Origin of the sequence: Erwinia oleae (genome assembly GCF_000770305.1) — a bacterium.
In the GTDB taxonomy this organism is placed as follows: Bacteria; Pseudomonadota; Gammaproteobacteria; order Enterobacterales; family Enterobacteriaceae; genus Erwinia; species Erwinia oleae.
Window position 1 is genome coordinate 1 of record NZ_JNVB01000064.1, and the last position, 26050, is coordinate 26050.

Genomic DNA, 26050 nt, shown 5'->3' on the forward strand with positions numbered 1-26050 from the left:
CATTAAGAATGTCTGCCAGCGCATCGGCATCGTCGACCTCATCCACCGCCAGTCGCCGGGTGAGTAACGCATTACCTTCCTCATCAACCGCCAGGCCGATGCCGTTTATCGTCATGGCAACATCATTGATGCGCAGGAGGGATTCGTACCAGAAGTCGGCGTGCAACGCGGACGGCTTGCGCAGGTAACCGGTTGCCAGCCAGAGCGGGACCGGCGTCGCCTGCTGGCACACCATGACGGCATGCAGCGCATCAAGCTTGATTAACCCGTTTTCGCTGAAGCGACGACAGGCATCCTCCGGGATAGCGAACTGCGCAGCGGTGGCGGTCAGCCACGGCCGCGCAGAGGAAGGCAGAGCGTTTTCAAGGCGTGCATCCGCAGGGTTATCCCGGGATTGCGCGGCCTGCCAGGCTCGTTCATTAATCGATTTGCATAACGCCCGCTGATCCATAACCACTCCTGCATCGTGACAAGCAATGGGAGTGGGTGAGTCATAAAACTGTCACAGTTCCTCCAGCGGGGGCAGGTATAAACAAACGGTATGGCAGCACGAGGAATAAGGCAGATTCAGGCGCCTAAACCACGCTGAGAGTAATAAAAAGTTATGCCCTTTCGGCACGTTTAAACACCAGTTCGCTGTCGCTGCTCTCAGCGGCTGAATATGCATAGCCGTCAACGTCAAATTTTTTCAGATCGGCTACCTTGCTCAGCCGGTGCTGAATAATAAAGCGGCTCATCAGTCCGCGCGCTTTTTTAGCGTAAAAGCTGATGACCTTGTATTTGCCGTTCTTCTCATCAAGAAACACCGGTTTAATAATCTGCCCGTTAACCTGCTTTGGCCTGAGGGCTTTAAAATACTCATCCGACGCAAGGTTGATTACTACCTCGTCGCCCTGTTCCGCCAGCGCCGCGTTCACCGCCTCTGTCAGCTTCTCTCCCCAGAAAGCGTAGAGATCTTTGCCCTGTGGATTCGCCAGACGGATACCCATCTCCAGCCGGTAGGGCTGCATCAGATCCAGCGGGCGTAGCAGGCCGTAAAGGCCGGAAAGAATGCGCAAATGCTGCTGGGCGAAGTCGAACTCTTTTTGCTTAAAGGTTTCTGCCTCCAGCCCGGTGTAGACATCGCCTTTGAACGCCAGGATCGCCTGCCGTGCATTTTCCAGCGTGAAGGGCGGCTGCCAGTCATTAAACCGTTCTGCATTGAGGCCCGCGAGCTTGTCGCTGATGCTCATCAACGATCCAATCTGTGCTGGCGTCAGTTTACGCGCGACCTCAATCAGCTTTTGTGAATCATCCAGCAGCGCGGGCTGGGTAAACTGCCGTGTGGCCAGCGGGCTTTCAAAATCCAGCGTTTTCGCCGGAGAAATGACCATCAGCATGCCTGAGTCCTTATGTAAATGAGCCCGTGCGGGCGAAAGCGGAAAAGCGTTACTGTAGCAAAAAAGAGGCGGCAAGCGGCAAATCGCTGCCATAGCGATAAGCGACGCGGACGCGCCATGAAATGCTGACCTTGCGCGGCTTCCGACGCGTGATATTATCGCGGCAGACCCTTTTGATAACTTCACTCTGATGAGAAAGGCCACCATGACGGATAAACTGACTTCCCTGCGTCAACTTACGACTGTTGTTGCCGACACCGGCGACATCGCAGCGATGAAGCTCTACAAGCCCCAGGACGCGACAACTAACCCTTCACTGATCCTCAGTGCCGCGCAGATCCCGGAATACCGCAAGCTGATTGAAGATGCGGTTAGCTGGGCGCGTGACCAGAGCAGCAGCCGGGACGAGCAGATCCAGCACGCAGCCGATAAGCTGAACGTCAATATTGGTCTGGAAATTCTCAAGCTGGTGCCCGGCCGTATTTCGACTGAAGTGGATGCGCGCCTCTCTTACGACACCGAAGGCAGCATCAACAAAGCGCGGACGCTGATCAAACTCTATAACGATGCGGGCATCAGCAATGATCGTATCCTGATCAAACTCGCGTCGACCTGGCAGGGCATCCGTGCCGCAGAGCAGCTGGAAAAAGAGGGCATCAACTGTAACCTGACGCTGCTGTTCTCCTTCGCGCAGGCGCGTGCCTGCGCGGAAGCGGGCGTGTTCCTGATCTCGCCTTTTGTTGGCCGTATTCTTGACTGGTACAAAGCCAATACCGATAAAAAAGAGTACGCCGCGCACGAAGATCCGGGCGTGGTTTCCGTCAGCGAAATCTACAAATATTACAAGCAGCACGGTTATGAAACCGTGGTGATGGGCGCCAGCTTCCGCAACATTGGCGAAATCATTGAGCTGGCCGGCTGCGATCGCTTAACCATCTCTCCCGGCCTGCTAAAAGAGCTGGCAGAGAGCGAAGGCGCGCTGGAACGCAAACTGGCCTGGGCTGGCGACGTGAAGGCGCGTCCGGCGAAAATGACTGAGTCTGAGTTCCTGTGGCAGCACAACCAGGACCCGATGGCGGTGGACAAACTGGCGCAGGGCATTCGCAACTTCGCCGTTGACCAGGGCAAACTCGATAAGATGATTGCCGATCTGCTGTAAGCCTGAAATGCCGCTGGTTTCGGCCAGCGGTTTTACCTCGCCTGGTACTTCCTGGTTATAACCTCAGCCCGCGCCTTCTCCGGCCGGGGATCGGGTAAAAAAATAATGAATACACTACGCATAGGATTAATTTCAGTATCCGATCGCGCTGCTAACGGCGTTTATCAGGATCAGGGGCTGCCCGCCCTGGAAAGCTGGCTGTCGCAGGCGCTGTCAACGCCGTTTGAACTGGAAAAGCGCCTCGTGCCGGATGAGCAGCCGATGATAGAGCAGGCGATTTGCGAGCTGGTGGACGAGCTTTTCTGCCATCTGGTGCTGACCACCGGCGGTACCGGCCCGGCGCGCCGGGATGTTACGCCCGATGCCACGCTGGCGATCGCCGACCGCGAGATGCCTGGCTTCGGCGAGCAGATGCGCCAAATCAGCCTGAACTTTGTGCCCACCGCGATCCTCTCCCGACAGACGGGCGTGATCCGCAAGCAATCGCTGATTATCAATTTACCGGGCCAGCCGAAATCGATTAAAGAAACGCTGGAAGGCGTCAGGGATGCCGCAGGTAAGCAGAAGGTTCATGGCATTTTCGCCAGCGTTCCTTATTGTATCCAGCTGCTTGAGGGGCCATATGTTGAAACAAATGAGAATGTGGTAGCAGCTTTTCGCCCCAAAAGCGCCCGACGCGAGACAAACGGCTAAAAAAAGAGAATTTCAGGCATAAAATCCAGCCTCGCTGGTGTATCGGTAAATGGACGGTATAGTAAAGCCAGCTTTACGGGCGCGCGTCAGCGCCTCATACCTTTTACTGTGGATATGCCTGAAAAATTATGCATCACGATAGCCATCGCCGCCTGAACCGACAGGATTATAAAACGCTCTCTCTCGCCGCACTCGGCGGCGCGCTCGAATTCTACGACTTTATCATTTTCGTTTTTTTTGCCGCGGTGCTGGGCGATCTGTTCTTTCCGGCAGACATCCCGGACTGGCTGCGTCAGCTGCAAACCTTTGCCATTTTCGCCGCAGGCTATCTGGCGCGTCCGCTGGGCGGCATCATCATGGCGCACTTTGGCGACAGCAAAGGGCGCAAAAAAATGTTCAGTCTCAGCATCCTGCTGATGGCATTGCCAACTCTGGCAATGGGGCTACTGCCTGGGTATCAAACAATCGGCATCGCCGCGCCGGTACTGCTGCTGCTGCTGCTGCGCATTTTGCAGGGCGCGGCGATCGGCGGCGAAGTGCCCGGCGCCTGGGTTTTTGTGGCGGAACACGTGCCCGAAAAGCGTATCGGCCTTGCCTGCGGAACGCTGACCGCCGGACTGACCGCAGGTATTTTGTTAGGTTCTGTTGTGGCGACGCTGGTGACCAGCACGATGTCGCAGCAGCAGGTAGCGGCAAACGGCTGGCGTATTCCCTTCTTTCTGGGGGGGATTTTCGGCCTGATTGCGCTCTGGCTACGGCGCTGGCTGCATGAAACACCGGTGTTTGTCCGGATGCAGGCGCGTAAAGCATTGTCGGCAGAGCTGCCGCTGAAGGCGGTGGTGATGAAGCACAAAAAAGAGGTGGCGGTCTGTATGCTGCTGACCTGGCTGCTCTCCGCCTGTATCGTGGTGGTGATCCTGATGACGCCAACCTGGCTGCAAAAACAGTACGGCATTGCCGCTGAGCAGGCGCTTCAGGCAAACAGCCTTGCTACCCTTGCGCTGATCGCCGGCTGCATCAGCGCAGGACTGGCCGCCGATCGCGTTGGCGCCAGCAAAACTCTCATTGTCGGCAGCGCGTTGTTAGCACTGTGCAGTTGGTTGTTCTATCACTCGGTGGGCACGCACCCGGAAATGCTGTTTGCCAGCTATGCGCTGGCAGGTTACAGCGTCGGCGTGGTGGGCGCGGTGCCTTACGTGATGGTGCGCGCTTTCCCGGCCGAAGTGCGTTTTACCGGCATCTCCTTCTCCTATAACGTGGCGTACGCCATTTTCGGCGGCTTGACGCCAATCTGCGTCACGCTGGTGATGGCGGTAACGCCGCTGGCACCGGCTTACTATATTCTCGCGCTGTCGCTTATCGGGCTGCTCACCGGCGTTTACCTGCGACGCGACCTGAACAGCAGCGCGCGACTTATTCATGGATAAAAAAAAGCCCTGCGTAATCGGCAGGGCATTTTATTTCACAATGCAGAGCGCGTTTATATTTCGCCAATTGGCAGCTTTTTGCCGCCTAACTGTTCGTTAATGACTTCCGCCATTGCCAGATAGATCGCGCTGGCGCCGCAGAGGATGCCTTCATAACCAGCCAGCTTCAGCAGCGCCGCGTTGCCGCTGATATTGCCAATCGCCAACATCGCGAACAGCAGCGTCAGGCTGGCGAAAACGAACTGCAACGCGCGGTTGGCGCGCAGCGTGCCAAAGAACATAAACAGCGTAAAGATACCCCACAGCGCCAGCCAGACACCGAGGAATGCCGGAGGGGTCGGTTCTGCCAGTCCCATGCGCGGCAGTACTAAAATTCCCACCAGACTCAACCAGAAGCAGCCATAAGAGGTAAAAGCGGTCAGGCCGAACGTGTTGCCTTTTTTATATTCCAGCAGGCCGGCAAAAATCTGCGCCAGACCGCCAAAAAAGATCCCCATGCTGACGATCACGGAGGTCAACGGGAAAAAGCCTGCGTTATGCAGGTTAAGTAAAACGGTGGTCATCCCGAATCCCATCAGGCCCAGCGGACCAGGATTCGCCAACTTCGTGTTATGCATATGTCCTCAGCGGAAACAGAAATAATAGAAAAGAGCGGTCAGTGACGTACAGGCATCGCCTGCCGCCGGATTAGCCAGCAGCGCGGCATCATAATGATCCGGGGAGGAGTAAACATTGATCTGGGAAATATAAAACGAAATATTTTTCGCCTTGCCCCTTGATGCGGGGGTGGATGGCCCCATCTTATTTGGCATCCAGGGTTATGGATATTGAAAAAAAGCGTGGCGACGACGGTTGAAACGGTCAAAACAGCCCGCATTAAGTGTGCATAACCTGATTTGAACCAAATTTAAGTGGGAGAAGTGTAGATGGGTAAAATTATTGGTATTGACCTGGGTACGACCAACTCTTGTGTCGCGATTATGGACGGCGGCAAAGCGCGCGTTCTGGAAAATGCTGAAGGCGATCGCACCACGCCATCGATCATCGCCTACACCCAGGACGGTGAAACGCTGGTTGGCCAGCCTGCTAAACGTCAGGCCGTGACGAACCCACAGAATACCCTGTTTGCTATCAAACGCCTGATTGGCCGTCGTTTCCAGGACGAAGAAGTCCAGCGCGACATCAAAATCATGCCTTACAAAATCACCGGTTCTGATAACGGTGACGCATGGCTGGACGTGAAAGGCCAGAAAATGGCACCGCCGCAGATTTCTGCCGAAGTGCTGAAGAAAATGAAGAAAACCGCAGAAGATTACCTGGGTGAGCCGGTTACCGAAGCCGTGATCACCGTGCCTGCTTACTTCAACGATGCGCAGCGTCAGGCAACCAAAGACGCAGGCCGCATCGCCGGTCTGGACGTTAAACGTATTATCAACGAACCTACCGCGGCCGCGCTGGCTTACGGTATGGATAAAGGCCAGGGCAACCGCACCATCGCGGTGTATGACCTCGGCGGCGGTACGTTCGATATCTCCATCATCGAAATCGATGAAGTAGATGGCGAAAAAACCTTTGAAGTGCTGGCGACCAACGGTGATACCCACCTGGGTGGCGAAGACTTCGACAGCCGTATGATCAACTATCTGGTGGCTGAATTTAAGAAAGATCAGGGTATCGATCTGCACAACGATCCGCTGGCAATGCAGCGTCTGAAAGAAGCCGCCGAGAAAGCGAAAATTGAGCTTTCTTCTGCCCAGCAGACCGACGTTAACCTGCCGTACATCACGGCGGATGCAACCGGGCCTAAGCACCTGAACATTAAGGTGACCCGGGCGAAACTGGAATCACTGGTTGAAGATTTGGTGACCCGTTCTATCGAGCCGCTGAAGGTGGCGCTTCAGGACGCAGGCCTGTCCGTTTCCGATATCAACGATGTGATCCTGGTGGGCGGTCAGACCCGTATGCCAATGGTGCAGTCGAAAGTCGCCGGGTTCTTTGGTAAAGAGCCACGCAAAGACGTTAACCCGGATGAAGCCGTTGCCGTTGGCGCGGCGGTTCAGGGCGGCGTGCTGGCCGGCGACGTGAAAGACGTGCTGCTGCTGGACGTTACCCCGCTTTCGCTGGGTATCGAAACCATGGGCGGCGTGATGACCTCGCTGATCAGCAAGAACACCACGATTCCGACCAAGCACAGCCAGGTGTTCTCTACCGCTGAAGACAACCAGTCTGCGGTAACCATTCACGTGGTGCAGGGTGAGCGTAAGCGCGCGGCGGATAACAAATCGCTGGGCCAGTTCAACCTGGACGGTATTCAGTCCGCACCGCGCGGTATGCCGCAGATCGAAGTGACCTTCGATATTGATGCCGACGGCATCCTGCACGTTTCCGCTAAGGACAAAAACAGCGGTAAAGAGCAGAAGATCACCATTAAGGCGTCTTCAGGCCTGAATGACGATGAGATCGAAAAAATGGTTCGTGACGCGGAAGCAAATGCCGAGTCGGATCGTAAATTTGAGGAGCTGGTGCAGGTTCGCAACCAGGCCGATCATCTGTCCCACAGCACACGCAAGCAGCTGGACGAAGCGGGCGATAAACTGCCGGCGGACGACAAGGCACCTATCGAAGCCGCGCTGACCGAGCTGAATACCGCGTTGAAAGGCGAAGACAAAGCTGAAATCGAAGCCAAAATGCAGGCGCTGATGCAGGTATCCAGTAAGCTGATGGAATTTGCTCAGCAGCAGGCTGCGGGCGGCGCGACCGACGCAGGCGATGCTGCTGCGAAGCAGGACGACGATGTGGTTGACGCAGAGTTTGAAGAAGTCAAAGACAACAAAAAATAATCGCCCTTGAGCGGGCACGGTGGCTCTGACCGGAGCCACTGATTAACCAGCACGGGCGGCGGAGTTTCTCCACGCCCGTGCATGCATGTTAAGGGCAGGACCACCAGAATGGCGAAAAAAGACTATTACGAGATTTTAGGCGTCTCCCGATCGGCGGAAGAGCGTGAAATCAAAAAGGCCTATAAACGCCTGGCGATGAAACTCCATCCCGATCGCAATCCGGGTGACAAAGAATCGGAAGCCAAATTTAAAGAGGTCAAGGAAGCCTACGAAATTCTGACCGACGCGCAGAAGCGCGCGGCCTACGATCAGTACGGCCATGCCGCTTTTGAACAGGGCGGTATGGGTGGCGGCGGAGGCTATGGCGGCGGCGGCGCCGACTTCAGCGATATCTTCGGCGACGTGTTTGGCGATATTTTTGGCGGCGGTCGTCGCCAGCAGCGTGCGGCGCGCGGCTCGGATCTGCGCTACAACATGGAGCTGACGCTGGAAGAAGCCGTGCGCGGCGTGAACAAAGAAATTCGTATTCCCACGCTGGAAGAGTGCGATGTTTGTCATGGCAGCGGCGCAAAAGCGGGCACGCAGCCGCAGACCTGCCCAACCTGTCATGGTCAGGGCCAGGTGCAGATGCGCCAGGGCTTCTTTACCGTACAGCAGGCCTGTCCGACCTGTCATGGCCGCGGTTCGATCGTAAAAGAACCCTGCAACGCCTGCCACGGCCACGGTCGCGTTGAGCGTTCAAAAACGCTGTCGGTGAAAATTCCGGCGGGCGTGGATACCGGCGATCGCATTCGTCTTACCGGCGAAGGCGAAGCGGGCGAACACGGCGCGCCTCCGGGCGATCTTTACGTTCAGGTGCAGGTGCGTAAGCACCACATTTTTGAACGTGAAGAGAACAACCTCTATTGCGAAGTGCCGATCAACTTCATTATGGCCGCGCTGGGCGGCGAGATTGAAGTGCCGACTCTGGACGGGCGCGTTAAGCTGAAGGTACCCGCAGAAACGCAGACCGGTAAGCTGTTCCGCATGCGTGGCAAGGGCGTGAAGTCCGTACGCGGCGGCGCGACAGGCGACCTGCTGTGCCGCGTGGTGGTTGAAACGCCGGTTAATCTCAGCGACAAGCAGAAATCGCTGCTGCGTGAACTGGATGAAAGTTTCGGCGGCCCGGGCGGCGAGAAGAACAGCCCACGTTCGAAAACCTTTTTCGACGGCGTGAAAAAGTTTTTTGATGATCTGACGCGCTAGTTCAAACGCTGTAAACGACAAACGGGCGGCCTTCAGGCTGCCCGTTTTACTTATGCTTCCGTTAACGGACGATCTTCAGTTTGGCCGAATAAAGATGCCACTGCTCTGCCTCCGCGGACGCGCCAACGCCCGGGGCCACACGGTGCAGGGTATAACGTCCGTGAAAATGCTGCTGTTGGCCGCTCTTAAGCGTCGCGAAGACGTCAACCGGCACGTCGATCCAGCGCTGGCTCATGCCGGCTTCGGCGTTTTCAGCTTTACCGGCGATAACGCGCGTGTGGGCTGTTTGACTGAAGCCGTCGCGAAACTGTTTGCAGGTTTTTCCGCTTGCCTCTCCCGCCCGGCTCCAATACAGATACGCTGAACGATACTCTTTATGTTCGAGCGCCGCATAGTAGGCCTCCACTATCTGACGTGGATCGACCAGCGCGCTGCCAGCTGTGGCGGTCGAGAGGGCGGCGGTCAGGAACAGGGGGATCATTTCCTTTCCTTTTAACGGATTAAGTGACGAATAAGGATCAGGGCTGACGAATACTATCGTTGATGCTGACCCCATTTGCAATCGACGGAAAACCGGCCGCCGCCGCGCGCCACCATATAGAATGCCAGGAATGCCATCAGAATCGGATATTCGATTCCCCGATCGATCCACGGCCATGTGGGACCGAGTGCCACGCTGATACCTACCATCTCGCCAGCAAAGATCATGGCTATGACGCGTGTCGCCAGGCCCAATACCAGCATCATGCTGCCGACCGTTTCCAGTAACATAATCAGAAAAGCCACCTGTGGTGCAAAGGGTAATCCCATGATATCACCGATAAGATGGATCGATCCTGCCATTGGATCGCCCATGGAACCGTGTGAGGCGCCGAGCGCCTTAGGAAGGCCATGGGTAAAAAGAATAAGTCCAAAGGCGATGCGTAATATGGCGTATGCAGCAGGTTCAAATTGCGCTGCCCGGCTGTAAACATTCTGCGCATAATTTTTCATCACGTTTTCCTTTCCTTTTGATGCGTCGGGCCATTATTGAGCCGTGGTAGACGACGGTGTATTGACGTGGCGCTGCCACATATGGGCAAGGAACCCGGCCAGGGTGCCGAGGGTTGCCGCAAGCCCAAGGTCAAAGAGCGCGCCAGGTGAGGGAGGCAGATGCGCAGCAAACCAGGCAACCAGTCCGAGAAAGAAAGCCAGCAGGTTATTGAATACAGGCGCTCTGGCCAGTGAGAGAGCGATCGCGGTGATCACCACGACCACCACGCTGATGGCGTAAGCACCGAGTAGCGGACCAAGAACAGGTAACGCGTTGGCGGCGGCGATGCCCAGTAACAACCCGATTAATACACAGGCAAGATTGACCAGACCGCTGCGCAAATTTAAACCGCGCGTAAAAAAAGCGATCCAGCCGATGAACATCGCCCACACCGGCACCTCAAATACCAGCGTCCCGATCGTAGCGGCTGATGAGGCGACGAAAGACTCGCCCAATACAATCCTGAGATGTTTACCCCAGCCGTTATTTACCATGGTGAACGACTCCCTTTTGACGGGGTGATAACAGGTCGCCCATATTAATGCGGCGCAGAAACTCTGCCCGGATACGGTCGGCCACGGCATTAACGACGGCACAGCCATCATCGGAAGGATCGATATGTACACGAAAGGGTCGGTGACCAAAAGGCGTATCGACCACGTCGACGATAGCGCGCGCGACGCTGGCCGGCTCGGCATCGGGTGGCTCACAGGCGGCGAGATTTTTCAGAACGTCATCAGGCAATCCGGCAGTGGGGCCTGTATCATATTCGCCCTGCCGCGCGGTATCGGCGGGTTCGCCGGCGTGCAGGAAATGGTTTGTGCCACCGGTAAATGCGCCCGGCACGACAATACTGGTTTCGATACCCCAGGGCGCCAGTTCGGCCGCATAGCTGACTGCCAGGGCGTCCATGGCTGCTTTGGCCGCAAAATAGGGGGCCAGCAGGGGAGGCGTGCCGCCACGATGGCTTGTACTTCCGACCCAAACCAGCAATCCCTGCGCCTGACGCCGCATGACGGGCAGGGCAGCGCGATTAACCCGCTGTGCGCCAAGGACGTTAATATCATAGAGTTGGGCAAATTGTTCTGGCGTGAAGGCTTCCGCCGGGCCGAATGCCATATGCCCGGCATTATGAACAACCACATCCAGGCAACCGTTCTCATTCACAATATTCGTGATGGCCGCAGCGATGGAGGTTTCAGACTGTACGTCGAGTTCAACCGTGCGGAGATCCACCGCATGATCTGTGGCCCACCGGGTAATGTCGACCACGCGTTGCGCGTTGCGGCCCTGCGTTTCGCGCATTGATGCATAGACGACGTGTCCTGCCCCGGCAAGCGCACGTGCTGCCATCAGCCCAAAACCCGATGACGCACCCGTAACCAGTATGGTGTAAGCCATAGTTCTCTCCTGTAAATGGGAAGTCGTAACAGGCGGCCGTCGCGGCGAAGCCTGTCTGTAAAATGAGAGTCCCACTGTTCCAGGAAAAGATAAATGGTGTGAAATGAATATGACTATTCAATTTGCATCAATAATTAAATGCAGAAAGGCGCTTTTTTAGCGTAAAAATAGCCAATGCAGCGAGGAATGCACCGTAAAAGATTACATTAGTTGACAGTTTTTACAATAATAAGGCGGTATGATGAGCCACCCTTTTTCCGGCGGATTTACTGCGACAAACTATGGATCGTCTGGCTGCACTGCAACTCTTTACCCGTATTGTTGAACTGAACAGTTTCAGCCAGGCGGCCGATACGCTGGGGATCCCACGTGCAACGGCCACCCACGCCATCAAGTCACTGGAGGCCCGGCTTCAGGTGCGATTGCTTGAACGCTCGACACGTCATGTTCGGCCCACCCTGGATGGGAATACGTTCTATAAGCGCTGCGTACAAATCCTGTCGGATCTGGATAATGCAGAGTCATCCCTGCGCCATATAGCGATCAATCCCCGAGGGATCTTGCACGTGGGAATGCATGGTATTCATGCGGCACATATTGTCCTGCCTGAGATCGATACTTTCCACACGCGCTATCCTGATATTGAGCTGGTTATCAGCAGTGGCGATCGGTTAGCCAACCTGATCCCTGAGGGGATTGATTGTGTCATCCGGGCGGGAGAGCCCAGAGATTCCAGTCTGGCGGCGCGCCGACTGGCTGTTATGCCGCAACTTATTTGCGCCAGCCCACGTTACCTGCGCCGTTTCGGCACGCCCACGCATCCTGATCAACTGGCATCCCACCAGGCTGTCAGGTTTTTTGCCAGCAGTGGGGCATCAGACTATCCGGTTGAACTGTTTGTCGGGGGACAACGTCGCAGCTTTGAGACTGGCGGCTGGTTGTCGGTGAACGATGCCGGGAGCTATGTCAGCGGAGCGATGCAGGGCTGCGGGTTAATCCAACTTCCTCGCTTCCATGTTGAAGATGCCCTGCTCGACGGCGATCTGGTTGAAGTTCTGAAGGGATGGAAAAGCCCCGATATGCCTGTTTCAGCGCTCTATCCTCATCAACGACAGCTTTCCCAACGCGTGCGGGTTTTTATCGACTGGCTCAGCCCGCTATATGAAAAAAAATTTGGCCCATTGAGCACGGTTAATGATACCGCAGGTTAATGGCTATATAACGTTTTCCATTCTTACAGAGGCACATTACGCGTATGCTGTTGCCCACATTTTTATTCTGTTTTAAAGGAATGCCCTGATGAAATGGGGACTGAAAAGAGTACTGAAAAGTGAAGCAACGGGCGGCGTGGTGTTAATCATTGCTGCGGCGGTGGCGATGATCCTGGCGAACAGCGCGGCAAGCCAACAGTCCTATCACGCGTTACTGGCTATGCCGGTTGAGTTTCGCTTTGGCTCGCTTGATATCAGCAAAAATCTGCTGCTGTGGATCAATGACGCGCTGATGGCGCTCTTTTTCCTGATGATTGGCCTTGAGGTTAAGCACGAACTGGTTTCAGGCTCGCTGGCCACGCGGCAGCGCGCGATGTTTCCACTGATTGCCGCCATTGGCGGCATGGCAATGCCGGGCGCGATTTATACGCTTCTTAATCATAACGATCCGCTGGCCATACATGGTTGGGCAATCCCCACCGCCACCGATATCGCTTTCGCACTGGGCATTTTAGCCCTGCTTGGCAGTCGCGTTCCGCCTGCGCTGAAGATGTTTTTGATGGCGCTGGCAGTGATTGACGATCTTGGCGCCATTCTGATCATCGCCTTCTTTTACACGCAGGATCTCTCTCTGGCCTCGCTGAGCGTCGCGGCGGGGGCGGTAGCGGTGCTGGCATTGCTGAATCGCCTTGGCGTGCGCAGCGTGGCGGTTTATATGCTGGTTGGCATTGTGCTGTGGGTGGCGGTACTGAAATCAGGTATCCATGCGACGCTGGCGGGCGTCATTGTGGGCTTCTTCGTCCCGATTGAAAAACAAAATGGCCATTCGCCCGCAATCCATCTTGCTCATGGCCTGGCGCCGTGGGTGGGCTGGCTGATCCTGCCGTTATTCGCTTTTGCCAATGCGGGTGTGACGCTGAGCGGCGTGTCGCTGGACGGTCTGGTTTCTGCCGTGCCGCTCGGCATCATACTTGGGCTGTTTGTCGGCAAACCGGTAGGCATTACGCTGATTTGCTGGCTTGCGGTGAAAACAGGCATCGCTGCGCTGCCGGAAGGCACCAGAATGCGCGACATCGCCGCTATCGGCGTGCTTTGCGGCATTGGTTTTACCATGTCGATTTTCATTGCATCGCTGGCGTTTGATGCCGCTCATGAAGAGATGGTCACACTGGCGAAGCTCGGCATTCTTACCGGGTCCATCGTTTCTGCGGTGGTGGGCTACGTGCTGCTGCGGATAAAACTTCGCTAAGGGTCTTCAGGCTGGCTCTTCAGGAGCTGGCCCGTTACTGAATGGCGGACATAAAAAAAACCGGCAAAGAGCCGGTTTCCTTTCAAAGCCGATTAACAGCTGGCGATTAAGCCAGTTTGTTGATCTGTGCAGTCAGATTTGATTTATGACGTGCCGCTTTGTTTTTGTGGATCAAGCCTTTAGCAGCCTGACGGTCCACAATTGGTTGCATTTCATTAAATGCGTTCTGCGCAGCCGCTTTATCGCCAACAGCGATAGCCGCGTATACTTTCTTGATAAAAGTACGCAACATTGAACGACGGCTAGCGTTTTGCTTACGACGCTTCTCAGACGTTACGGCGCGTTTCTTAGCTGATTTGATATTAGCCAAGGTCCAACTCCCAAATAGTTCTATGAGGACAATTCAAAGGCCGAGGAATATGCCTCTTCCGCCCCAGGTTGTCAATGGATTTGTGCAAATAAGCGCCGCTGAAATGACGACGCCTGGTTACGTTTTGATGGCGCAAGATTCTACCAGCTTCGGGCTGGCGAATACAGCTTAATCATAATAAAAATGAGAATGCCGCACGCGGGCCGCTTCTGTGGCATAAAATGCCCCGTAAAGCCGCATTCGCGGGTTAATTTTCATCGCTGTACAAGGTATAATCCGCCGATTTCCACCCAACTGAGCCAGCCATGAAGTTTATCCGCGGGATACATAATCTCAGAGAGCAGCATCGAGGCTGCGTGCTGACTATCGGCAATTTTGATGGCGTGCATCGTGGCCATCAGGCGCTGCTGGCGCGACTGTGCGAAGAGGGTCGCAGGCGAAACCTGCCGGTCATGGTGATGCTGTTCGAACCGCAGCCGCTCGAGCTGTTTGCCGCCGGTAACGCGCCCGTGCGCCTTACCCGGCTGCGGGAGAAACTGCGCTACCTCAGCGAAGCGGGCGTGGATACCGTTCTCTGCATTCGTTTCGATCGCCGCTTCGCTGAGATCGACGCGCAGAGTTTTGTGAACGACCTGCTGGTGGATAAGCTGGGCGTGAAGTTTCTTGCCGTGGGTGATGATTTCCGCTTTGGCGCTGGTCGCAAAGGCGATTTCCTGTTATTACAGGAGGCGGGCGCCGCACACGGCATGGACGTTATCAGTACGCAAACGTTCTGCAATGACGGCAAGCGCATCAGCAGCACGGCCATCCGTCAGGCGCTGGCGGATGACAACCTCGAACTTGCGGCCTCGCTGCTGGGCCATCCCTTCAGCATCTCAGGTCGCGTGGTACACGGCGACGCGCTGGGCCGAACTATCGGTTTTCCTACCGCCAACTTGCCGCTCAAACGTTATGCTTCGCCGGTAAAAGGCGTGTATGCCGTTGAGGTTCGCGGCATTGCGTCGCATCCGCTGCCCGGTGTAGCAAACATTGGGACGCGTCCTACCGTTGCCGGTATGCGTCAGCAGCTGGAAGTTCACCTGCTGGACGTTGCAATCGACCTGTATGGCCGCCATATCGAGGTGGTGCTGCGTGAAAAAATACGAAACGAGCAGCGTTTTGCTTCACTTGACGCGCTTAAAGAACAAATTGCTAAAGATGTGGTGAGCGCCCGGACTTTCTTTGGGTTGAAAACACCGATTTAAACAGAATCGAAATACGGAACTGAGAATCTGATGAGTGACTTTAAATCTACCCTGAATTTGCCGGAAACCGGGTTCCCGATGCGTGGCGATCTGGCCAAACGCGAACCGGGCATGCTGCAACGCTGGTATGATGACAACCTGTACGGCATCATTCGCGAAGCCAAGAAAGGGAAAAAAACCTTTATCCTGCATGATGGCCCTCCCTACGCCAACGGCAGCATTCATATTGGTCACTCAGTTAACAAAATTCTGAAAGATATTATCGTCAAGTCCAAAGGCCTCGCGGGGTTTGACTCGCCCTACGTGCCGGGCTGGGACTGCCACGGTCTGCCGATTGAGCATAAAGTTGAACAGATGATCGGCAAGCCGGGCGAAAAAGTCACTGCCGCCGAGTTCCGTGAAGCCTGCCGCAAATACGCGGCGGAACAGGTCGACGGGCAGAAAAAAGACTTTATCCGTCTTGGCGTGCTGGGCGACTGGGATCGCCCTTACCTGACGATGAACTTCAAAACCGAAGCCAATATCATTCGTGCGTTGGGCAAAATCATCGGTAACGGCCATTTGCACAAAGGCGCCAAGCCGGTGCACTGGTGCATGGACTGCCGCTCCGCGCTGGCCGAGGCGGAAGTGGAATATTATGACAAAACGTCGCCATCCATCGACGTGATGTTTAACGCGACCGACGCCAACGCCGTGCGCGCCAAATTTGGCGCCGACAGCGTTAACGGCCCGATTGCCCTGGTTATCTGGACCACCACGCCGTGGACGATGCCGGCCAACCGCGCGATTTCTCTGCATCCTGAGTTTGATTATCAACTGGTGCAGATTGACGGTCGCGCGCTGATCCTGGCTAAAGACCTGGTTGAGAGCGTGATGAAGCGTGCCGGTATCGCCGAATGGCAGGTGTTAGGCGAAGCGAAAGGCGCCACGCTGGAGCTGATGACCTTCCGGCATCCATTCCTGGACTATGCCTCGCCAGTGGTGATGGGTGAACACGTTACGCTGGATGCCGGTACGGGTGCGGTGCACACCGCGCCGGGCCACGGCCCTGACGACTACGTTATTGGTCAAAAATACGGTCTTGAAACGGCCAACCCGGTTGGCCCGGACGGCTGCTATTTGCCGGGAACGTATCCGGGGCTGGACGGCGTTAACGTGTTTAAAGCCAATGACAGCGTGGTTGAACTGTTGCGGGACAAAGGCGCGCTGCTGCACGTGGAAAAAATGCTGCACAGCTATCCGCACTGCTGGCGCCACAAGACGCCAATTATCTTCCGCGCCACGCCGCAGTGGTTTATCAGCATGGATCAAAAAGGGCTGCGTGCGCAGTCCCTTTCCGAAATTAAGAGCGTGCAGTGGATCCCGGACTGGGGCCAGGCGCGTATTGAATCGATGGTCGCTAACCGTCCGGACTGGTGTATCTCTCGCCAGCGTACCTGGGGCGTGCCGATGGCGCTGTTTGTGCACAAAGACACCGAGCAGCTGCATCCTGATACGCTGGAACTAATGGAAAAAGTCGCGCAGCGCGTTGAGCAGGACGGCATTCAGGCCTGGTGGGATCTTGATGCGAAAGATCTGATGGGCGACGACGCAGAAAACTACGTCAAGGTGCCCGATACGCTGGACGTCTGGTTTGACTCCGGTTCTACCAGCTATTCGGTTGTCGATGCGCGTCCTGAATTTGAAGGTCATTCGCCGGATATGTATCTGGAAGGCTCGGATCAGCATCGCGGCTGGTTTATGTCTTCACTGATGATTTCAACTGCGATGAAAGGCAAAGCGCCTTATCGTCAGGTGTTGACGCATGGTTTCACCGTTGACGGCCAGGGCCGCAAGATGTCGAAATCTATCGGCAATACGGTGTCGCCGCAGGATGTCATGAACAAGCTGGGTGGTGATATTCTTCGTCTGTGGGTGGCCTCAACGGACTATTCAGGCGAAATGGCCGTTTCCGATGAGATCCTCAAACGCTCCGCCGACGCCTATCGTCGCATCCGCAACACCGCGCGCTTCCTGCTGGCGAACCTGAACGGCTTCAACCCGGAAACCGACAGCGTCAGGCCGGAAGAGATGGTGGTGCTGGATCGCTGGGCGGTCGGACGCGCTAAAGCCGCGCAGGACGATATCATCGCTTCCTATGACCGCTATGATTTCCATGAAGTGGTGCAGCGTCTGATGCAGTTCTGCTCGATTGAGATGGGGTCGTTCTATCTTGATATCATCAAAGATCGCCAGTACACCGCGCAGCGTGACAGCCTGGCGCGCCGTAGCTGCCAGACCGCGCTGTTCTACATTGCCGAAGCGCTGGTGCGCTGGATGGCGCCGATCATGTCCTTCACGGCGGATGAGATCTGGAACGAACTGCCCGGCAAGCGTGCGCAATACGTCTTTACCGAAGAGTGGTTTGACGGGCTGTTTGGTCTCGCAGAAAACGAGTCAATGAACGATGCTTACTGGGCGGATCTGCTGAAGGTGCGCGGTGAAGTCAACAAGGTTATCGAGCAGGCGCGTGCCGAGAAGCGCGTGGGTGGTTCGCTGGAAGCAAGCGTTACGCTTTACGCCGAGGCCGGACTGGCGGAAAAACTGACCAGCCTGGGCGACGAACTGCGGTTTGTGCTGCTGACTTCAGGCGCGCAGGTGGCCGATCTTGAGCTCGCCACTGCCGATGCGCAGCAAAGCGAACTGCTGAAAGGTCTGAAAATTGCGTTGAACAAGGCCGAAGGCGAGAAATGCCCGCGCTGCTGGCACTACACTACTGACATTGGTCAGAATGCGGAGCATCCGGATATTTGCGGACGCTGTGTTACCAACGTAGCCGGTGACGGCGAACAGCGTAAATTTGCATAATGCGTAAACCTTTACTCTCAACCGGACTTCGCTGGCTGTGGCTGGTGGTGGTGGTGATCGTCGTCGACTTTGCCAGCAAGCAGTGGATCATGAATACGCTGCAACTGCATCAGTCGATGTCGATCATGCCGTTTTTCAACTTTTTTTATGCACACAACTACGGCGCGGCGTTCAGCTTTCTGGCCGACAAGGGCGGTTGGCAGCGCTGGTTCTTTGCCGGTATTGCGGTAGCCATTGTGGTCGCGCTGCTGGTGATGATGTATCGCACGCCAGCCAGTAACCGGTTAAACAACGTGGCCTATGCGCTGATCGTCGGCGGCGCGGCGGGCAACCTGTTCGATCGTGCTTATCACGGCTTTGTGGTTGATTTTATCGACTTCTATGTCGGCAACTGGCACTTCGCGACGTTTAATATCGCTGACTGCGGCATCTGTATCGGTGCCGCGCTGATCGTGCTGGAGGGCTTTCTCAGTCCGTCCGGCAAACGTGCAAAAAATTAAGGGCAGGTCATGACGGATTCTGTACAGCATGACAGCGCAGTACTGGTGCATTTCACGCTGAAGCTGGAAGACGGCTCCACGGCGGAATCGACGCGCGATAATGGCAAACCGGCGCTGTTCAGCCTTGGCGATGGCAGCCTGTCGGACGCGCTGGAAGCGGAACTGATCGGTCTGCGTCAGGGTGAGAAAAAAGCCTTCTCGTTGGTGCCGGAGGCGGCTTTTGGCCTCACCAGCCCCGATTTGATCCAGTATTTCTCTCGCCGTGATTTCACCGACGCAGGCGAGCCGGAAATCGGCGCGATTATGCTGTTCAGCGGCATGGACGGCAACGAAATGCCAGGGGTGATCCGCGAAATTTCCGGCGACTCCATCACCGTAGATTTTAACCATCCGCTGGCCGGACAGACCGTTCATTTTGACGTTGAAGTGCTGGAGATCGATCCGGCGCTGGAGGCAACCAATGCAAATTCTGCTGGCTAATCCTCGCGGCTTCTGCGCGGGCGTTGACCGCGCCATCAGCATCGTTGAGCGCGCGCTGGAGATGTACGGCGCGCCGATCTACGTTCGCCACGAAGTGGTGCACAATCGCTACGTTGTTAACAGCCTGCGTGAGCGCGGCGCAATCTTCATTGAAGAGATTACAGAAGTGCCGGACGGCTCAATCCTGATTTTCTCCGCGCACGGCGTTTCTCAGGCGGTACGCGCTGAAGCAAAAGCGCGCGATCTGACCATGCTGTTCGATGCAACCTGTCCGCTGGTCACAAAAGTGCATATGGAAGTGGCGCGTGCCAGTCGTAAAGGCACCGAGGCAATCCTGATTGGTCATGCGGGGCACCCTGAAGTGGAAGGCACCATGGGCCAGTACAATAACCCGAAAGGGGGCATGTACCTGGTTGAGTCGCCCGCCGATGTCTATAAGCTTCAGGTTAAAGATGAGGCGAACCTCTGCTTTATGACGCAAACCACGCTGTCGGTCGATGATACTTACGAGGTCATTGATGCGCTGCGCGACCGTTTTCCGAAGATCGTCGGGCCGCGCAAGGACGATATCTGCTATGCCACCACTAACCGGCAGGAAGCGGTGCGAACGCTGGCGAAGGATGCCGACGTGGTGCTGGTAGTGGGCTCGCGTAACTCCTCTAACTCCAACCGCCTTGCGGAACTGGCGCAGCGCGCCGGTAAGCTGGCCCGCCTGATTGACTCAGCGGATGATATTCAGGAAGAGTGGGTCAAAGGCGTAAGCTGCGTTGGCGTGACGGCTGGCGCCTCCGCGCCGGACGTGCTGGTGCAGGAGGTGATCCAGCGGCTGCGTGACTACGGAGGCGACGTGGCGATTGAACTGATTGGTCGCGAAGAGAATATTGTCTTCGAAGTGCCGAAAGAACTGCGGGTCGACGTTCGTGAAGTGAACTAACGATCTCCTCCTTTTGTGCTGTGCCGGAGGGTATTCCGGGACAGCACAAAACGCCTCGCTTTTACTCACCGACGAACAATCCCAGAGCGGTTCCCGCCGCAGCCACTGCCAGCAGAAGAAGCATCGCTTTAACCGGCGAAAGCCCGCGCTTTGCCATAAGGAACCAGGTGCCAATCACCACGCAGAGCGGCAGCAACTGGGGGAAAATGCCATCCAGCATCTGCTGAAGTTGAATATTAACGCCGTCCCTGGTGATAAACTCCAGGCCGGTACCCAGTTTTACGTAGCTTGCCGCCACGCCCCCCATCACAAAAACCCCCAGAAGCGACAGCGCCTCGCGTAGTCGGCCTGATTTACTGCTCACCAGCATCTCAACCGAGGTTGAACCCATACGGTAGCCTTTTAAAAACAAAAACCACGTGCCGGGGAGAATAATTGCCAGCCAGGCGACGCAGTAAAACAGCGGACCGAGAAGACTGCCGCCTGCGGCGAGCGCCATGCCGATGCTAAGCAGTATGGGGATCAACATGCCTGGGATCATTGAATCGCCAATACCCGCCACCGGCCCCATCAGGCCGACCTTGAGCGTATTGATTGTTTCACTGTCGACAGGCTCGCCGTTGGCACGTTTTTCCTCCAATCCCAGCACCATGCCGTTGACGATAGCGCCTATCTGCGGCTCCACGTTATAAAAAGAGGCGTGCCGCTTTAGCATTTCCTTGCGTTCCTGCGGATCGGGATAGAGCTTCTTCGCTACCGGCATCATGCTCAGACAAAAACCGAATGACGCCAGCCGCTCGAAACTCATTGATGAGAGGTTATACATCATCCAACTGCGCCAGCAGCGACGCAGATCACGGCGGGTTAATTTACGGTCTTCCATCAGAATTCATCCTCTTCATCATCTGATTTTTCCACTTCAGGTGCCGGTGGTTCTGGTTTGTAATTGTAATGAATCAGCGCCAGAAGGCTGCCTACCATCACCAGCGCCACCATGTTCAGCTTAAGAAACACAATGCAGATAAAGCCCACCAGGAAGTAAATCAGCATGCTGTAGTGCTTAATGATCTGCTTCAGCAGGATAGCGATGCCTACCGCAGGCAGAATGCCGCCCAGCACGTTCATCGTCGACAAAACCATTTGCGGCAAACTCTCCATAAAGCCGTTGATATAGCGTGCGCCGTAATAGACCGCGATGAAGGTAGGAATGAAGCGCATCAGAAAGTTGGTGACCTGCGGCCAGATGGCGCTGTTGAGGTAAACACCGCGCTCGTCACCTTTTTCCAGCGCCACGTCTGCGCGATGGTTCCACCATGAGTTCAGCACCAGCATGGCATTAAAGAGCACCGTACCGGCGATACCGATAGTGGCGGCCAACGCTACCGCCACTTCCGGCCCTTTATCAGAGAGAATGCCCAGCGCGATAGCGGGGAAGGCGACAAAATTCAGGTCGGCGGGCATCGCGCCGCCGGGCGTCACCATCGCAATGTAAACCGCCTGCACCGCCACGCCAACGATGATGCCGGTTTGCACATCGCCGAGGATCACGCCGACCAGCATGCCCGACACCAGCGGGCGGGATAGCAGATACCAGCCGCCGGTAACACCCATAAGCCAGGGAGAGCTGAGCGCGCCAAGGTAACAAAGAATGCCGATGAGTATCGCTTCAAAAGCCATGACGTCCTCCTTACTTTATTTTCTGCCGGGCATCCTGCCAGCTAACGCTACCGGCGTCGGGCACCAGACGAAACTCAATCTGGTGACCGCACTGCGCAAGGTAGTCAAATGCCGCCGCTTCGTCTGCTGTGACGGCCTGGTTAGGCCCGATGGTGGTGGTATGGGCGCGGGTGCTGAGCGGCCCAACGTTAATTTTTTTATTCGCGTTTTGCAGACTGATGCCCGCTTCCTCAATGCGCTTCAGGGTGAGCGGCGATTTACCAATCACGAAGTAACGTTTCTCGCTGGCGATAATTTTGGGCAGTTTTTCAATTGCCGTCGCGGTATCAAACAGCCAGACTTTGATGTCCTGCACCGCGCCTTTCATCACCGATGAGAGCAGCGGGTCGGCGGCAACGGCGTCATCAATCGCAATGATGCCATCGCACGGCAACTCTTTCGCCCAGCGGGTAACAAGCTGTCCGTGGATCACGCGGTCGTCGATGCGTACAAAAGAAATGCTCATAGTGACCTCTTAAAAATCCTCAGATTGCGCGGCTTCAACCCGTCGGGCGTGCACGGTTGCCTCTTTCGCCAGCACTAAAAGCCTGGCGGCGGCCTGATCAACGTTGGTCATCGCTTTCAGATCGTCGCTTTCCAGCAGCATAGGAAAATTAACCCCGCTCAGTATTGCCATAGGCGGTGACGTCTCAGCGTTGAAAGCATGATGGCAGGCGACGTTCCACGGCGTGCCGCTTTGAAGATCGCAGAGTACTAATACGCCATCGGCCCCTTTGCCAGCCTGATGCAGCACGGCGGCGAACTCGTCGCGAAAATCGTTGATGCCTTTGGTTTCCCCCAGCGTGACCGGGAAAACGTGTGGCAGTTCGCCATAGACCATACGTGCACTGGCTAAAAGCGCCTCTGCCAGCGGGCCATGTGTGGCAAGAATCACAGTAATCATATTTATCCCCTTACCCAGGCTTTCATGGTGGCGATCTGCTTTCCGGTGCTGCTGCCAAAAGGTGAAATGCGGTACTCGCCTACCGCTGCCGGAACAATAAAGGTTTCGGCATAGTGGACGAGGAAAGGCGCAAAGGCATTACGTGGGCTTTCCACCAGTGCCTCGCTGCCCTCAATCAGATTAAGTACGTTGACGCCGCCGTTGGTATGATGCGTGACCGGCTTGCTGAACCAGTGGCGACGGGTTTCGATAAATGCGCACGCATGCAGCCCGGTGCGCTCTTCTCGCCAGCCGTCACCTTCGGCGACCTGCTCGAAACGATTTACCAGATGCTCGCTGACCCATTGTGTATCCCGCTGCCAGTCGATAACCTGCGCACCATGTTCCAGATGTACCGGACGCGGCAGTCCGTCCAATCCCTCTCTTCCCCAGTCCCAAAGTTTGAAGGTGAAGATGTAGGGCGTCGCGCTGATTTCCAGCACCACCGCGCCCTGGCCTGAGCAGTGAACGGTGCCCGCCGGGATCAGGAAGTGATCGTGCTTGCGCGCCGGAAAGCGATTAATAAATTTTTCATCATCAAAGGCCTTCTCACCTCGCTGCGCGCGCGCCAGATCGTCCAGCATTTCCTGCGGATCGATACCGGTTTTGGTACCGAGAAGTACCGTGGCGTCCGGTTCCGCCGCCAGCAGGTAGTAGCTTTCGTCCTGGGTATAGTGCATACCAAAATTTTGCTGGATATAGTCGGTCAGAGGATGTACCTGGAGGCTCAGGTTCTGACCGCCAATGGTGTCGAGAAAATCGAAGCGGATTGGAAATTCGGCACCAAAACGCGCGTAGACTTTTTCGCCCAATAGCGAACGCGGGTACAGCAGTACCAGATCCTGTGAGGGGATCTCGATCCGCACCTCACCAACACGGAGTAACAGGCTGTTCTCCTCGGGCACACAGTCAAAACACCATGCGTAGTTTGGCTGTGAAGGATCGAGATCAAAGGTGTTTTTCATCCACTGGCCGCCCCAGACGCCGGGGTCGAAGAAGGGCATCACGCGAAACGGCCGCTGCGTGGTTTGCCGCAGCGCCTCATGCAGCGCCGTGCCGGTGATCAATGCGGGATCGTTCTGCTGATTGGTATCAAGCAGAAAGTCAGCACGCTGAAGCAGCGGCGTTTTGTAGCGATCAAACACACGCCACTCTATAAAGAAAGCGCGCTTGTAACGACGCAAAAGATCTTCCTGCGCGTTGTCGGCACCCCAGTTACCTGATTCGCCGGTGCGGAACCGTTGCTGAATCTCCCATCGTGTCAGGTCGGCATAAACCAGCACATCGCCGGGATGAACAAGCGCTGCGCCTGAGCCATAGATAACCACCAACCCCTCCTGCACCGCTTCTGTTTTCTGTTGAAGCTGTGTCAACCTCTCAGCACAGAAGAAACCCCTGAGCTGGTGGCAGGAGAGCACGCCGAAGACCCGGTCGCCGGTCAGGTTATACGCCAGCATGTCATGCAGGCTGGCTTCATTGAGGCGAGCCTCTTCTGCATTGATAACCTGCACCGGAGCGAGATGCTCGATAAGCTGGCTCACTATTTCATCAAGGCGGACGCCAGGATAGCAATCGATAACCAGCACATTTCGTTTTCGCTGTGCACACTGCTCAGCTATACGCTCTCTGATAGCTGACCAGCCGCGCCAGGCATGATTCTCAAAGCCGCTAATGCGAACTTCGGGATACTTATCGTAAGCACTATTTTTCATTACACGCTCCCTGTTGGACTTACTTTAGATTAATCGATTAACCGAATTTTAAAAGCGTGGTATATGCGATTAACCACTAGATTTTCAGTAATTTATGGCGATTTCTCTGCTGATTGTGAGGTTTTTCACAAAGAGATAAGTATAAATTTGATTATTCGATTAACCTAAAGTCAGATCCGATCGCAATGAGGTATTAAATGACTTCCGTAACGCTTGCGCAGGTAGCTGAACGGGCCGGTGTTTCAACCGCAACGGTCTCAATGGTGCTGCGCAATCAGGGGCGCATATCTGTTGCCACAAGACAACGGGTTTTGCATACGCTGGATGAAATGGGCTATGTCTATAACCAAACGGCAGCGAATTTACGAAATCGCACCAGTAATCAGGTGGGACTGTTGCTGCACGACATTACTAACCCTTTTTACAGCGAAATGACTGCCGGTCTGAGCCATGAGATTGAGCGCCATAATTTGCTGTTGTTTCTGGCAAACAGCGAAGAATCCGGCGAGCGCCAGCAAAAATTTGTTGATTCCCTGATGCGTAATAACGCCTGTGGCATGCTGCTCTGTGCCGCGAGAGGAACGGCCCCGCTCTTTTTTGAAACGCTGAAGCGACGCAACATCCCTACAATTATGGTGGTGCGCCCGCTTGATGACGTAGATTTTGATTTTGTTGGTACCGATAATTTTATGGGGGCTCAGCTTGCGACGCGGCATTTATTGCATCTGGGCCACCGGCACATCGCGTTTATTGGCGGCAGCGAGGGATCAACCAGTCGCGCCCGACGTATTGGCGGCTATACAAGCAGGCTGCTGGAGCAGAATATTACGCCAGTCAGTGAGTGGATCGTCACGTCTCAGGCATCGCAAAGCGACGGCGCGCGTGTCTCTGAAGCGCTGTTCCGACGCTTTCCACAGATTACCGCTGCCGTTTGTTATCAGGATATTGTTGCGCTGGGGGTAATGCAGACACTGCGTAAGCTGGGGCGCATACCCGGTAAAGATTTTGCACTGGTCGGCTTCGATGACATTACCGAAGCATCGCTGGTGCAGCCTGGGCTGACCACAATCTCCGTCGCGGCGAAAGAGATAGGCCGTAAAGCGGGTGAGCTGCTTTACAGCCGCATTCAGGGTAATGACGAGCCGCCAAAACGTATTATTTTGCCGCCTGCGTTAGTGGTACGCGAGTCATGTGGTTTTGGTCAGGTATAGTCCCTGAGCAATAAAAGCGTTAATCCATCCTGTTAATAGCAGGGTGGATTTGATGGTAAATATTAATGGTCGCGCTTTTCCGCTGGCTTTAAAGGCGCGTTAAATGTTTTCATTAGGGATTGCCTTTATTCTTCTCGCAGTAGGTGGCTGGAGAATCAACTCAGAGATATATCATGAATGATAAAACAATTCGCATTGCCATCGTGGGCGCAGACGGCCGGATGGGGCGTCAGCTGTTACAGGCAGTGGCAGAGACGAAAGGCGTCGGGCTTGGCGCAGCGGTGGTAAAACGTGGCTCGTCGCTTGTTGGCGCGGATGCGGGTGAACTGGCAGGCAGCGGTGCGTGTGGCGTTCGTATCGTTGATAATCTGCCTGCGGTCGCATCGGACTTTGACGTACTGATTGACTTCACCCGACCTGAAGCCACGCTGGACTACCTCTCTTTCTGTCGTCAGC

At 55.5% G+C, this 26050-nt stretch carries 26 protein-coding genes and 1 pseudogene; 14 read left to right on the forward strand and 13 right to left on the reverse strand.

The features are described 5' to 3' along the window. Both GS12_RS17715 and yaaA read right to left on the reverse strand, forming a co-directional pair. The coding region (locus GS12_RS17715) for a hypothetical protein (RefSeq protein ID WP_034949290.1) at positions 1-451 on the reverse strand (451 nt) is incomplete at its 3' end. A 151-nt stretch (positions 452-602) separates the two neighbouring features. Further along, positions 603-1379, reverse strand: a complete 777-nt coding sequence (gene yaaA, locus GS12_RS17720; RefSeq protein ID WP_034949292.1) for a peroxide stress protein YaaA — start codon at positions 1377-1379, stop codon at positions 603-605. Between the two features lie 205 nt (positions 1380-1584). Between yaaA and tal the strand changes: the two genes are divergently transcribed. From tal to GS12_RS17735, 3 genes are all read left to right on the forward strand, one after another. Next, positions 1585-2538, forward strand: a complete 954-nt coding sequence (tal, locus tag GS12_RS17725) for a transaldolase (RefSeq protein WP_034949294.1) — start codon at positions 1585-1587, stop codon at positions 2536-2538. 105 nt (positions 2539-2643) lie between these two features. Continuing rightward, positions 2644-3231 (forward strand): molybdopterin adenylyltransferase, encoded by a 588-nt coding sequence (mog, locus tag GS12_RS17730; protein WP_034949296.1) that lies wholly within the window; start codon positions 2644-2646, stop codon positions 3229-3231. 128 nt (positions 3232-3359) lie between these two features. Then, complete coding sequence (locus GS12_RS17735; protein ID WP_034949298.1) at positions 3360-4658, forward strand: MFS transporter; 1299 nt, start codon at positions 3360-3362, stop codon at positions 4656-4658. A 53-nt stretch (positions 4659-4711) separates the two neighbouring features. On the opposite strand, the gene satP is transcribed toward GS12_RS17735, so the two are convergent. Next, on the reverse strand, positions 4712-5275 hold the full coding sequence (gene satP, locus GS12_RS17740) for an acetate uptake transporter (RefSeq protein ID WP_034949300.1): 564 nt from the start codon (positions 5273-5275) through the stop codon (positions 4712-4714). A gap of 309 nt (positions 5276-5584) precedes the next feature. Here satP and dnaK point away from each other — a divergent pair, with 309 nt between their 5' ends. Continuing rightward, positions 5585-7498: a molecular chaperone DnaK gene (gene dnaK, locus GS12_RS17745; RefSeq protein WP_034949302.1), complete on the forward strand. Its 1914-nt coding sequence runs from the start codon at positions 5585-5587 to the stop codon at positions 7496-7498. Between the two features lie 108 nt (positions 7499-7606). After that, entirely contained in the window at positions 7607-8743 is a 1137-nt protein-coding gene (dnaJ, locus tag GS12_RS17750) for a molecular chaperone DnaJ (protein WP_034949303.1), read from the forward strand. 61 nt (positions 8744-8804) lie between these two features. On the opposite strand, the gene GS12_RS17755 is transcribed toward dnaJ, so the two are convergent. From GS12_RS17755 to GS12_RS17770, 4 genes are read right to left on the reverse strand one after another with little or no spacing between them, the layout of a single operon-like run. Then, positions 8805-9224, reverse strand: coding sequence for a hypothetical protein (locus GS12_RS17755; protein ID WP_052118519.1), 420 nt, complete (start codon positions 9222-9224; stop codon positions 8805-8807). A gap of 53 nt (positions 9225-9277) precedes the next feature. Continuing rightward, positions 9278-9736, reverse strand: coding sequence for a DoxX family protein (locus GS12_RS17760; protein WP_034949304.1), 459 nt, complete (start codon positions 9734-9736; stop codon positions 9278-9280). 33 nt (positions 9737-9769) lie between these two features. Continuing rightward, positions 9770-10270, reverse strand: a complete 501-nt coding sequence (locus GS12_RS17765) for a DUF1097 domain-containing protein (RefSeq protein WP_034949305.1) — start codon at positions 10268-10270, stop codon at positions 9770-9772. Then, the gene (locus GS12_RS17770; RefSeq protein ID WP_034949307.1) at positions 10260-11177 is read right to left on the reverse strand and encodes an SDR family NAD(P)-dependent oxidoreductase; all 918 of its coding nucleotides are present in this window, start codon (positions 11175-11177) and stop codon (positions 10260-10262) included. The genes GS12_RS17765 and GS12_RS17770 overlap by 11 nt, the downstream gene beginning before the upstream one ends. A 281-nt stretch (positions 11178-11458) precedes the next feature. Between GS12_RS17770 and GS12_RS17775 the strand changes: the two genes are divergently transcribed. Both GS12_RS17775 and nhaA read left to right on the forward strand, forming a co-directional pair. Continuing rightward, positions 11459-12388: a LysR family transcriptional regulator gene (locus GS12_RS17775; protein WP_034949308.1), complete on the forward strand. Its 930-nt coding sequence runs from the start codon at positions 11459-11461 to the stop codon at positions 12386-12388. A gap of 88 nt (positions 12389-12476) precedes the next feature. Further along, positions 12477-13637, forward strand: coding sequence for a Na+/H+ antiporter NhaA (gene nhaA / locus GS12_RS17780; protein ID WP_034949310.1), 1161 nt, complete (start codon positions 12477-12479; stop codon positions 13635-13637). Positions 13638-13743: 106 nt separating this feature from the next. On the opposite strand, the gene rpsT is transcribed toward nhaA, so the two are convergent. Beyond that, a complete protein-coding gene (rpsT, locus tag GS12_RS17785) occupies positions 13744-14007 on the reverse strand; it encodes a 30S ribosomal protein S20 (RefSeq protein ID WP_034912170.1) in 264 nt (87 codons plus the stop codon). 305 nt (positions 14008-14312) lie between these two features. Here rpsT and ribF point away from each other — a divergent pair, with 305 nt between their 5' ends. The 5 genes from ribF to ispH are packed head-to-tail and all read left to right on the forward strand — an operon-like array spanning position 14313 to position 20012. Then, complete coding sequence (ribF, locus tag GS12_RS17790; RefSeq protein WP_034949312.1) at positions 14313-15251, forward strand: bifunctional riboflavin kinase/FAD synthetase; 939 nt, start codon at positions 14313-14315, stop codon at positions 15249-15251. Positions 15252-15281: 30 nt separating this feature from the next. Beyond that, a complete protein-coding gene (ileS, locus tag GS12_RS17795; protein WP_034949314.1) occupies positions 15282-18098 on the forward strand; it encodes an isoleucine--tRNA ligase in 2817 nt (938 codons plus the stop codon). Continuing rightward, positions 18098-18598, forward strand: coding sequence for a signal peptidase II (lspA, locus tag GS12_RS17800; RefSeq protein WP_200884538.1), 501 nt, complete (start codon positions 18098-18100; stop codon positions 18596-18598). The genes ileS and lspA overlap by 1 nt, the downstream gene beginning before the upstream one ends. Positions 18599-18607: 9 nt before the next feature. Continuing rightward, a complete protein-coding gene (gene fkpB, locus GS12_RS17805; RefSeq protein WP_034949317.1) occupies positions 18608-19078 on the forward strand; it encodes an FKBP-type peptidyl-prolyl cis-trans isomerase in 471 nt (156 codons plus the stop codon). Then, entirely contained in the window at positions 19059-20012 is a 954-nt protein-coding gene (gene ispH, locus GS12_RS17810) for a 4-hydroxy-3-methylbut-2-enyl diphosphate reductase (RefSeq protein WP_034949319.1), read from the forward strand. The genes fkpB and ispH overlap by 20 nt, the downstream gene beginning before the upstream one ends. Positions 20013-20073: 61 nt before the next feature. Here the strand turns inward: ispH and GS12_RS17815 are convergent, their stop codons facing one another. Genes GS12_RS17815 through GS12_RS17835 form a run of 5 tightly spaced genes read right to left on the reverse strand, consistent with a single transcriptional unit; the run spans position 20074 to position 24383 of the window. Then, entirely contained in the window at positions 20074-20895 is an 822-nt protein-coding gene (locus tag GS12_RS17815; protein ID WP_034949321.1) for a PTS system mannose/fructose/sorbose family transporter subunit IID, read from the reverse strand. Continuing rightward, complete coding sequence (locus GS12_RS17820) at positions 20895-21689, reverse strand: PTS mannose/fructose/sorbose/N-acetylgalactosamine transporter subunit IIC (protein WP_034949323.1); 795 nt, start codon at positions 21687-21689, stop codon at positions 20895-20897. The genes GS12_RS17815 and GS12_RS17820 overlap by 1 nt, the downstream gene beginning before the upstream one ends. Positions 21690-21699: 10 nt before the next feature. Further along, complete coding sequence (locus GS12_RS17825; RefSeq protein WP_034949325.1) at positions 21700-22194, reverse strand: PTS system mannose/fructose/N-acetylgalactosamine-transporter subunit IIB; 495 nt, start codon at positions 22192-22194, stop codon at positions 21700-21702. Between the two features lie 9 nt (positions 22195-22203). After that, entirely contained in the window at positions 22204-22632 is a 429-nt protein-coding gene (locus tag GS12_RS17830; protein ID WP_034949326.1) for a PTS sugar transporter subunit IIA, read from the reverse strand. Positions 22633-22634: 2 nt separating this feature from the next. Then, positions 22635-24383 carry a class I mannose-6-phosphate isomerase gene (locus tag GS12_RS17835; RefSeq protein ID WP_034949328.1) on the reverse strand — a complete coding sequence of 583 codons (1749 nt, stop codon included), beginning with the start codon at positions 24381-24383 and terminating at the stop codon, positions 22635-22637. Between the two features lie 197 nt (positions 24384-24580). On the opposite strand from GS12_RS17835, the gene GS12_RS17840 reads away from it, so the two are divergent. Further along, positions 24581-25594, forward strand: a complete 1014-nt coding sequence (locus GS12_RS17840) for a LacI family DNA-binding transcriptional regulator (protein WP_034949330.1) — start codon at positions 24581-24583, stop codon at positions 25592-25594. 173 nt (positions 25595-25767) lie between these two features. Continuing rightward, a pseudogene (locus GS12_RS17845) lies at positions 25768-26050 on the forward strand (4-hydroxy-tetrahydrodipicolinate reductase); the annotation flags it as partial.

Coding starts and splice junctions, on each gene's coding strand:
- GS12_RS17820 (WP_034949323.1), bottom strand. CDS start 21,689: ATGGCTTTTGAAGCGATACTCATCGGCATTCTTTGTTACCTTGGCGCG.
- GS12_RS17770 (WP_034949307.1), bottom strand. CDS start 11,177: ATGGCTTACACCATACTGGTTACGGGTGCGTCATCGGGTTTTGGGCTG.
- dnaK (WP_034949302.1), top strand. CDS start 5,585: ATGGGTAAAATTATTGGTATTGACCTGGGTACGACCAACTCTTGTGTC.
- GS12_RS17815 (WP_034949321.1), bottom strand. CDS start 20,895: ATGGAAGACCGTAAATTAACCCGCCGTGATCTGCGTCGCTGCTGGCGC.
- mog (WP_034949296.1), top strand. CDS start 2,644: ATGAATACACTACGCATAGGATTAATTTCAGTATCCGATCGCGCTGCT.
- fkpB (WP_034949317.1), top strand. CDS start 18,608: ATGACGGATTCTGTACAGCATGACAGCGCAGTACTGGTGCATTTCACG.
- lspA (WP_200884538.1), top strand. CDS start 18,098: ATGCGTAAACCTTTACTCTCAACCGGACTTCGCTGGCTGTGGCTGGTG.
- GS12_RS17840 (WP_034949330.1), top strand. CDS start 24,581: ATGACTTCCGTAACGCTTGCGCAGGTAGCTGAACGGGCCGGTGTTTCA.
- yaaA (WP_034949292.1), bottom strand. CDS start 1,379: ATGCTGATGGTCATTTCTCCGGCGAAAACGCTGGATTTTGAAAGCCCG.
- GS12_RS17825 (WP_034949325.1), bottom strand. CDS start 22,194: ATGAGCATTTCTTTTGTACGCATCGACGACCGCGTGATCCACGGACAG.
- GS12_RS17835 (WP_034949328.1), bottom strand. CDS start 24,383: ATGAAAAATAGTGCTTACGATAAGTATCCCGAAGTTCGCATTAGCGGC.
- ribF (WP_034949312.1), top strand. CDS start 14,313: ATGAAGTTTATCCGCGGGATACATAATCTCAGAGAGCAGCATCGAGGC.
- dnaJ (WP_034949303.1), top strand. CDS start 7,607: ATGGCGAAAAAAGACTATTACGAGATTTTAGGCGTCTCCCGATCGGCG.
- tal (WP_034949294.1), top strand. CDS start 1,585: ATGACGGATAAACTGACTTCCCTGCGTCAACTTACGACTGTTGTTGCC.
- GS12_RS17760 (WP_034949304.1), bottom strand. CDS start 9,736: ATGAAAAATTATGCGCAGAATGTTTACAGCCGGGCAGCGCAATTTGAA.
- ispH (WP_034949319.1), top strand. CDS start 19,059: ATGCAAATTCTGCTGGCTAATCCTCGCGGCTTCTGCGCGGGCGTTGAC.
- GS12_RS17775 (WP_034949308.1), top strand. CDS start 11,459: ATGGATCGTCTGGCTGCACTGCAACTCTTTACCCGTATTGTTGAACTG.
- ileS (WP_034949314.1), top strand. CDS start 15,282: ATGAGTGACTTTAAATCTACCCTGAATTTGCCGGAAACCGGGTTCCCG.
- GS12_RS17735 (WP_034949298.1), top strand. CDS start 3,360: ATGCATCACGATAGCCATCGCCGCCTGAACCGACAGGATTATAAAACG.
- satP (WP_034949300.1), bottom strand. CDS start 5,275: ATGCATAACACGAAGTTGGCGAATCCTGGTCCGCTGGGCCTGATGGGA.
- nhaA (WP_034949310.1), top strand. CDS start 12,477: ATGAAATGGGGACTGAAAAGAGTACTGAAAAGTGAAGCAACGGGCGGC.
- GS12_RS17755 (WP_052118519.1), bottom strand. CDS start 9,224: ATGATCCCCCTGTTCCTGACCGCCGCCCTCTCGACCGCCACAGCTGGC.
- GS12_RS17765 (WP_034949305.1), bottom strand. CDS start 10,270: ATGGTAAATAACGGCTGGGGTAAACATCTCAGGATTGTATTGGGCGAG.
- GS12_RS17830 (WP_034949326.1), bottom strand. CDS start 22,632: ATGATTACTGTGATTCTTGCCACACATGGCCCGCTGGCAGAGGCGCTT.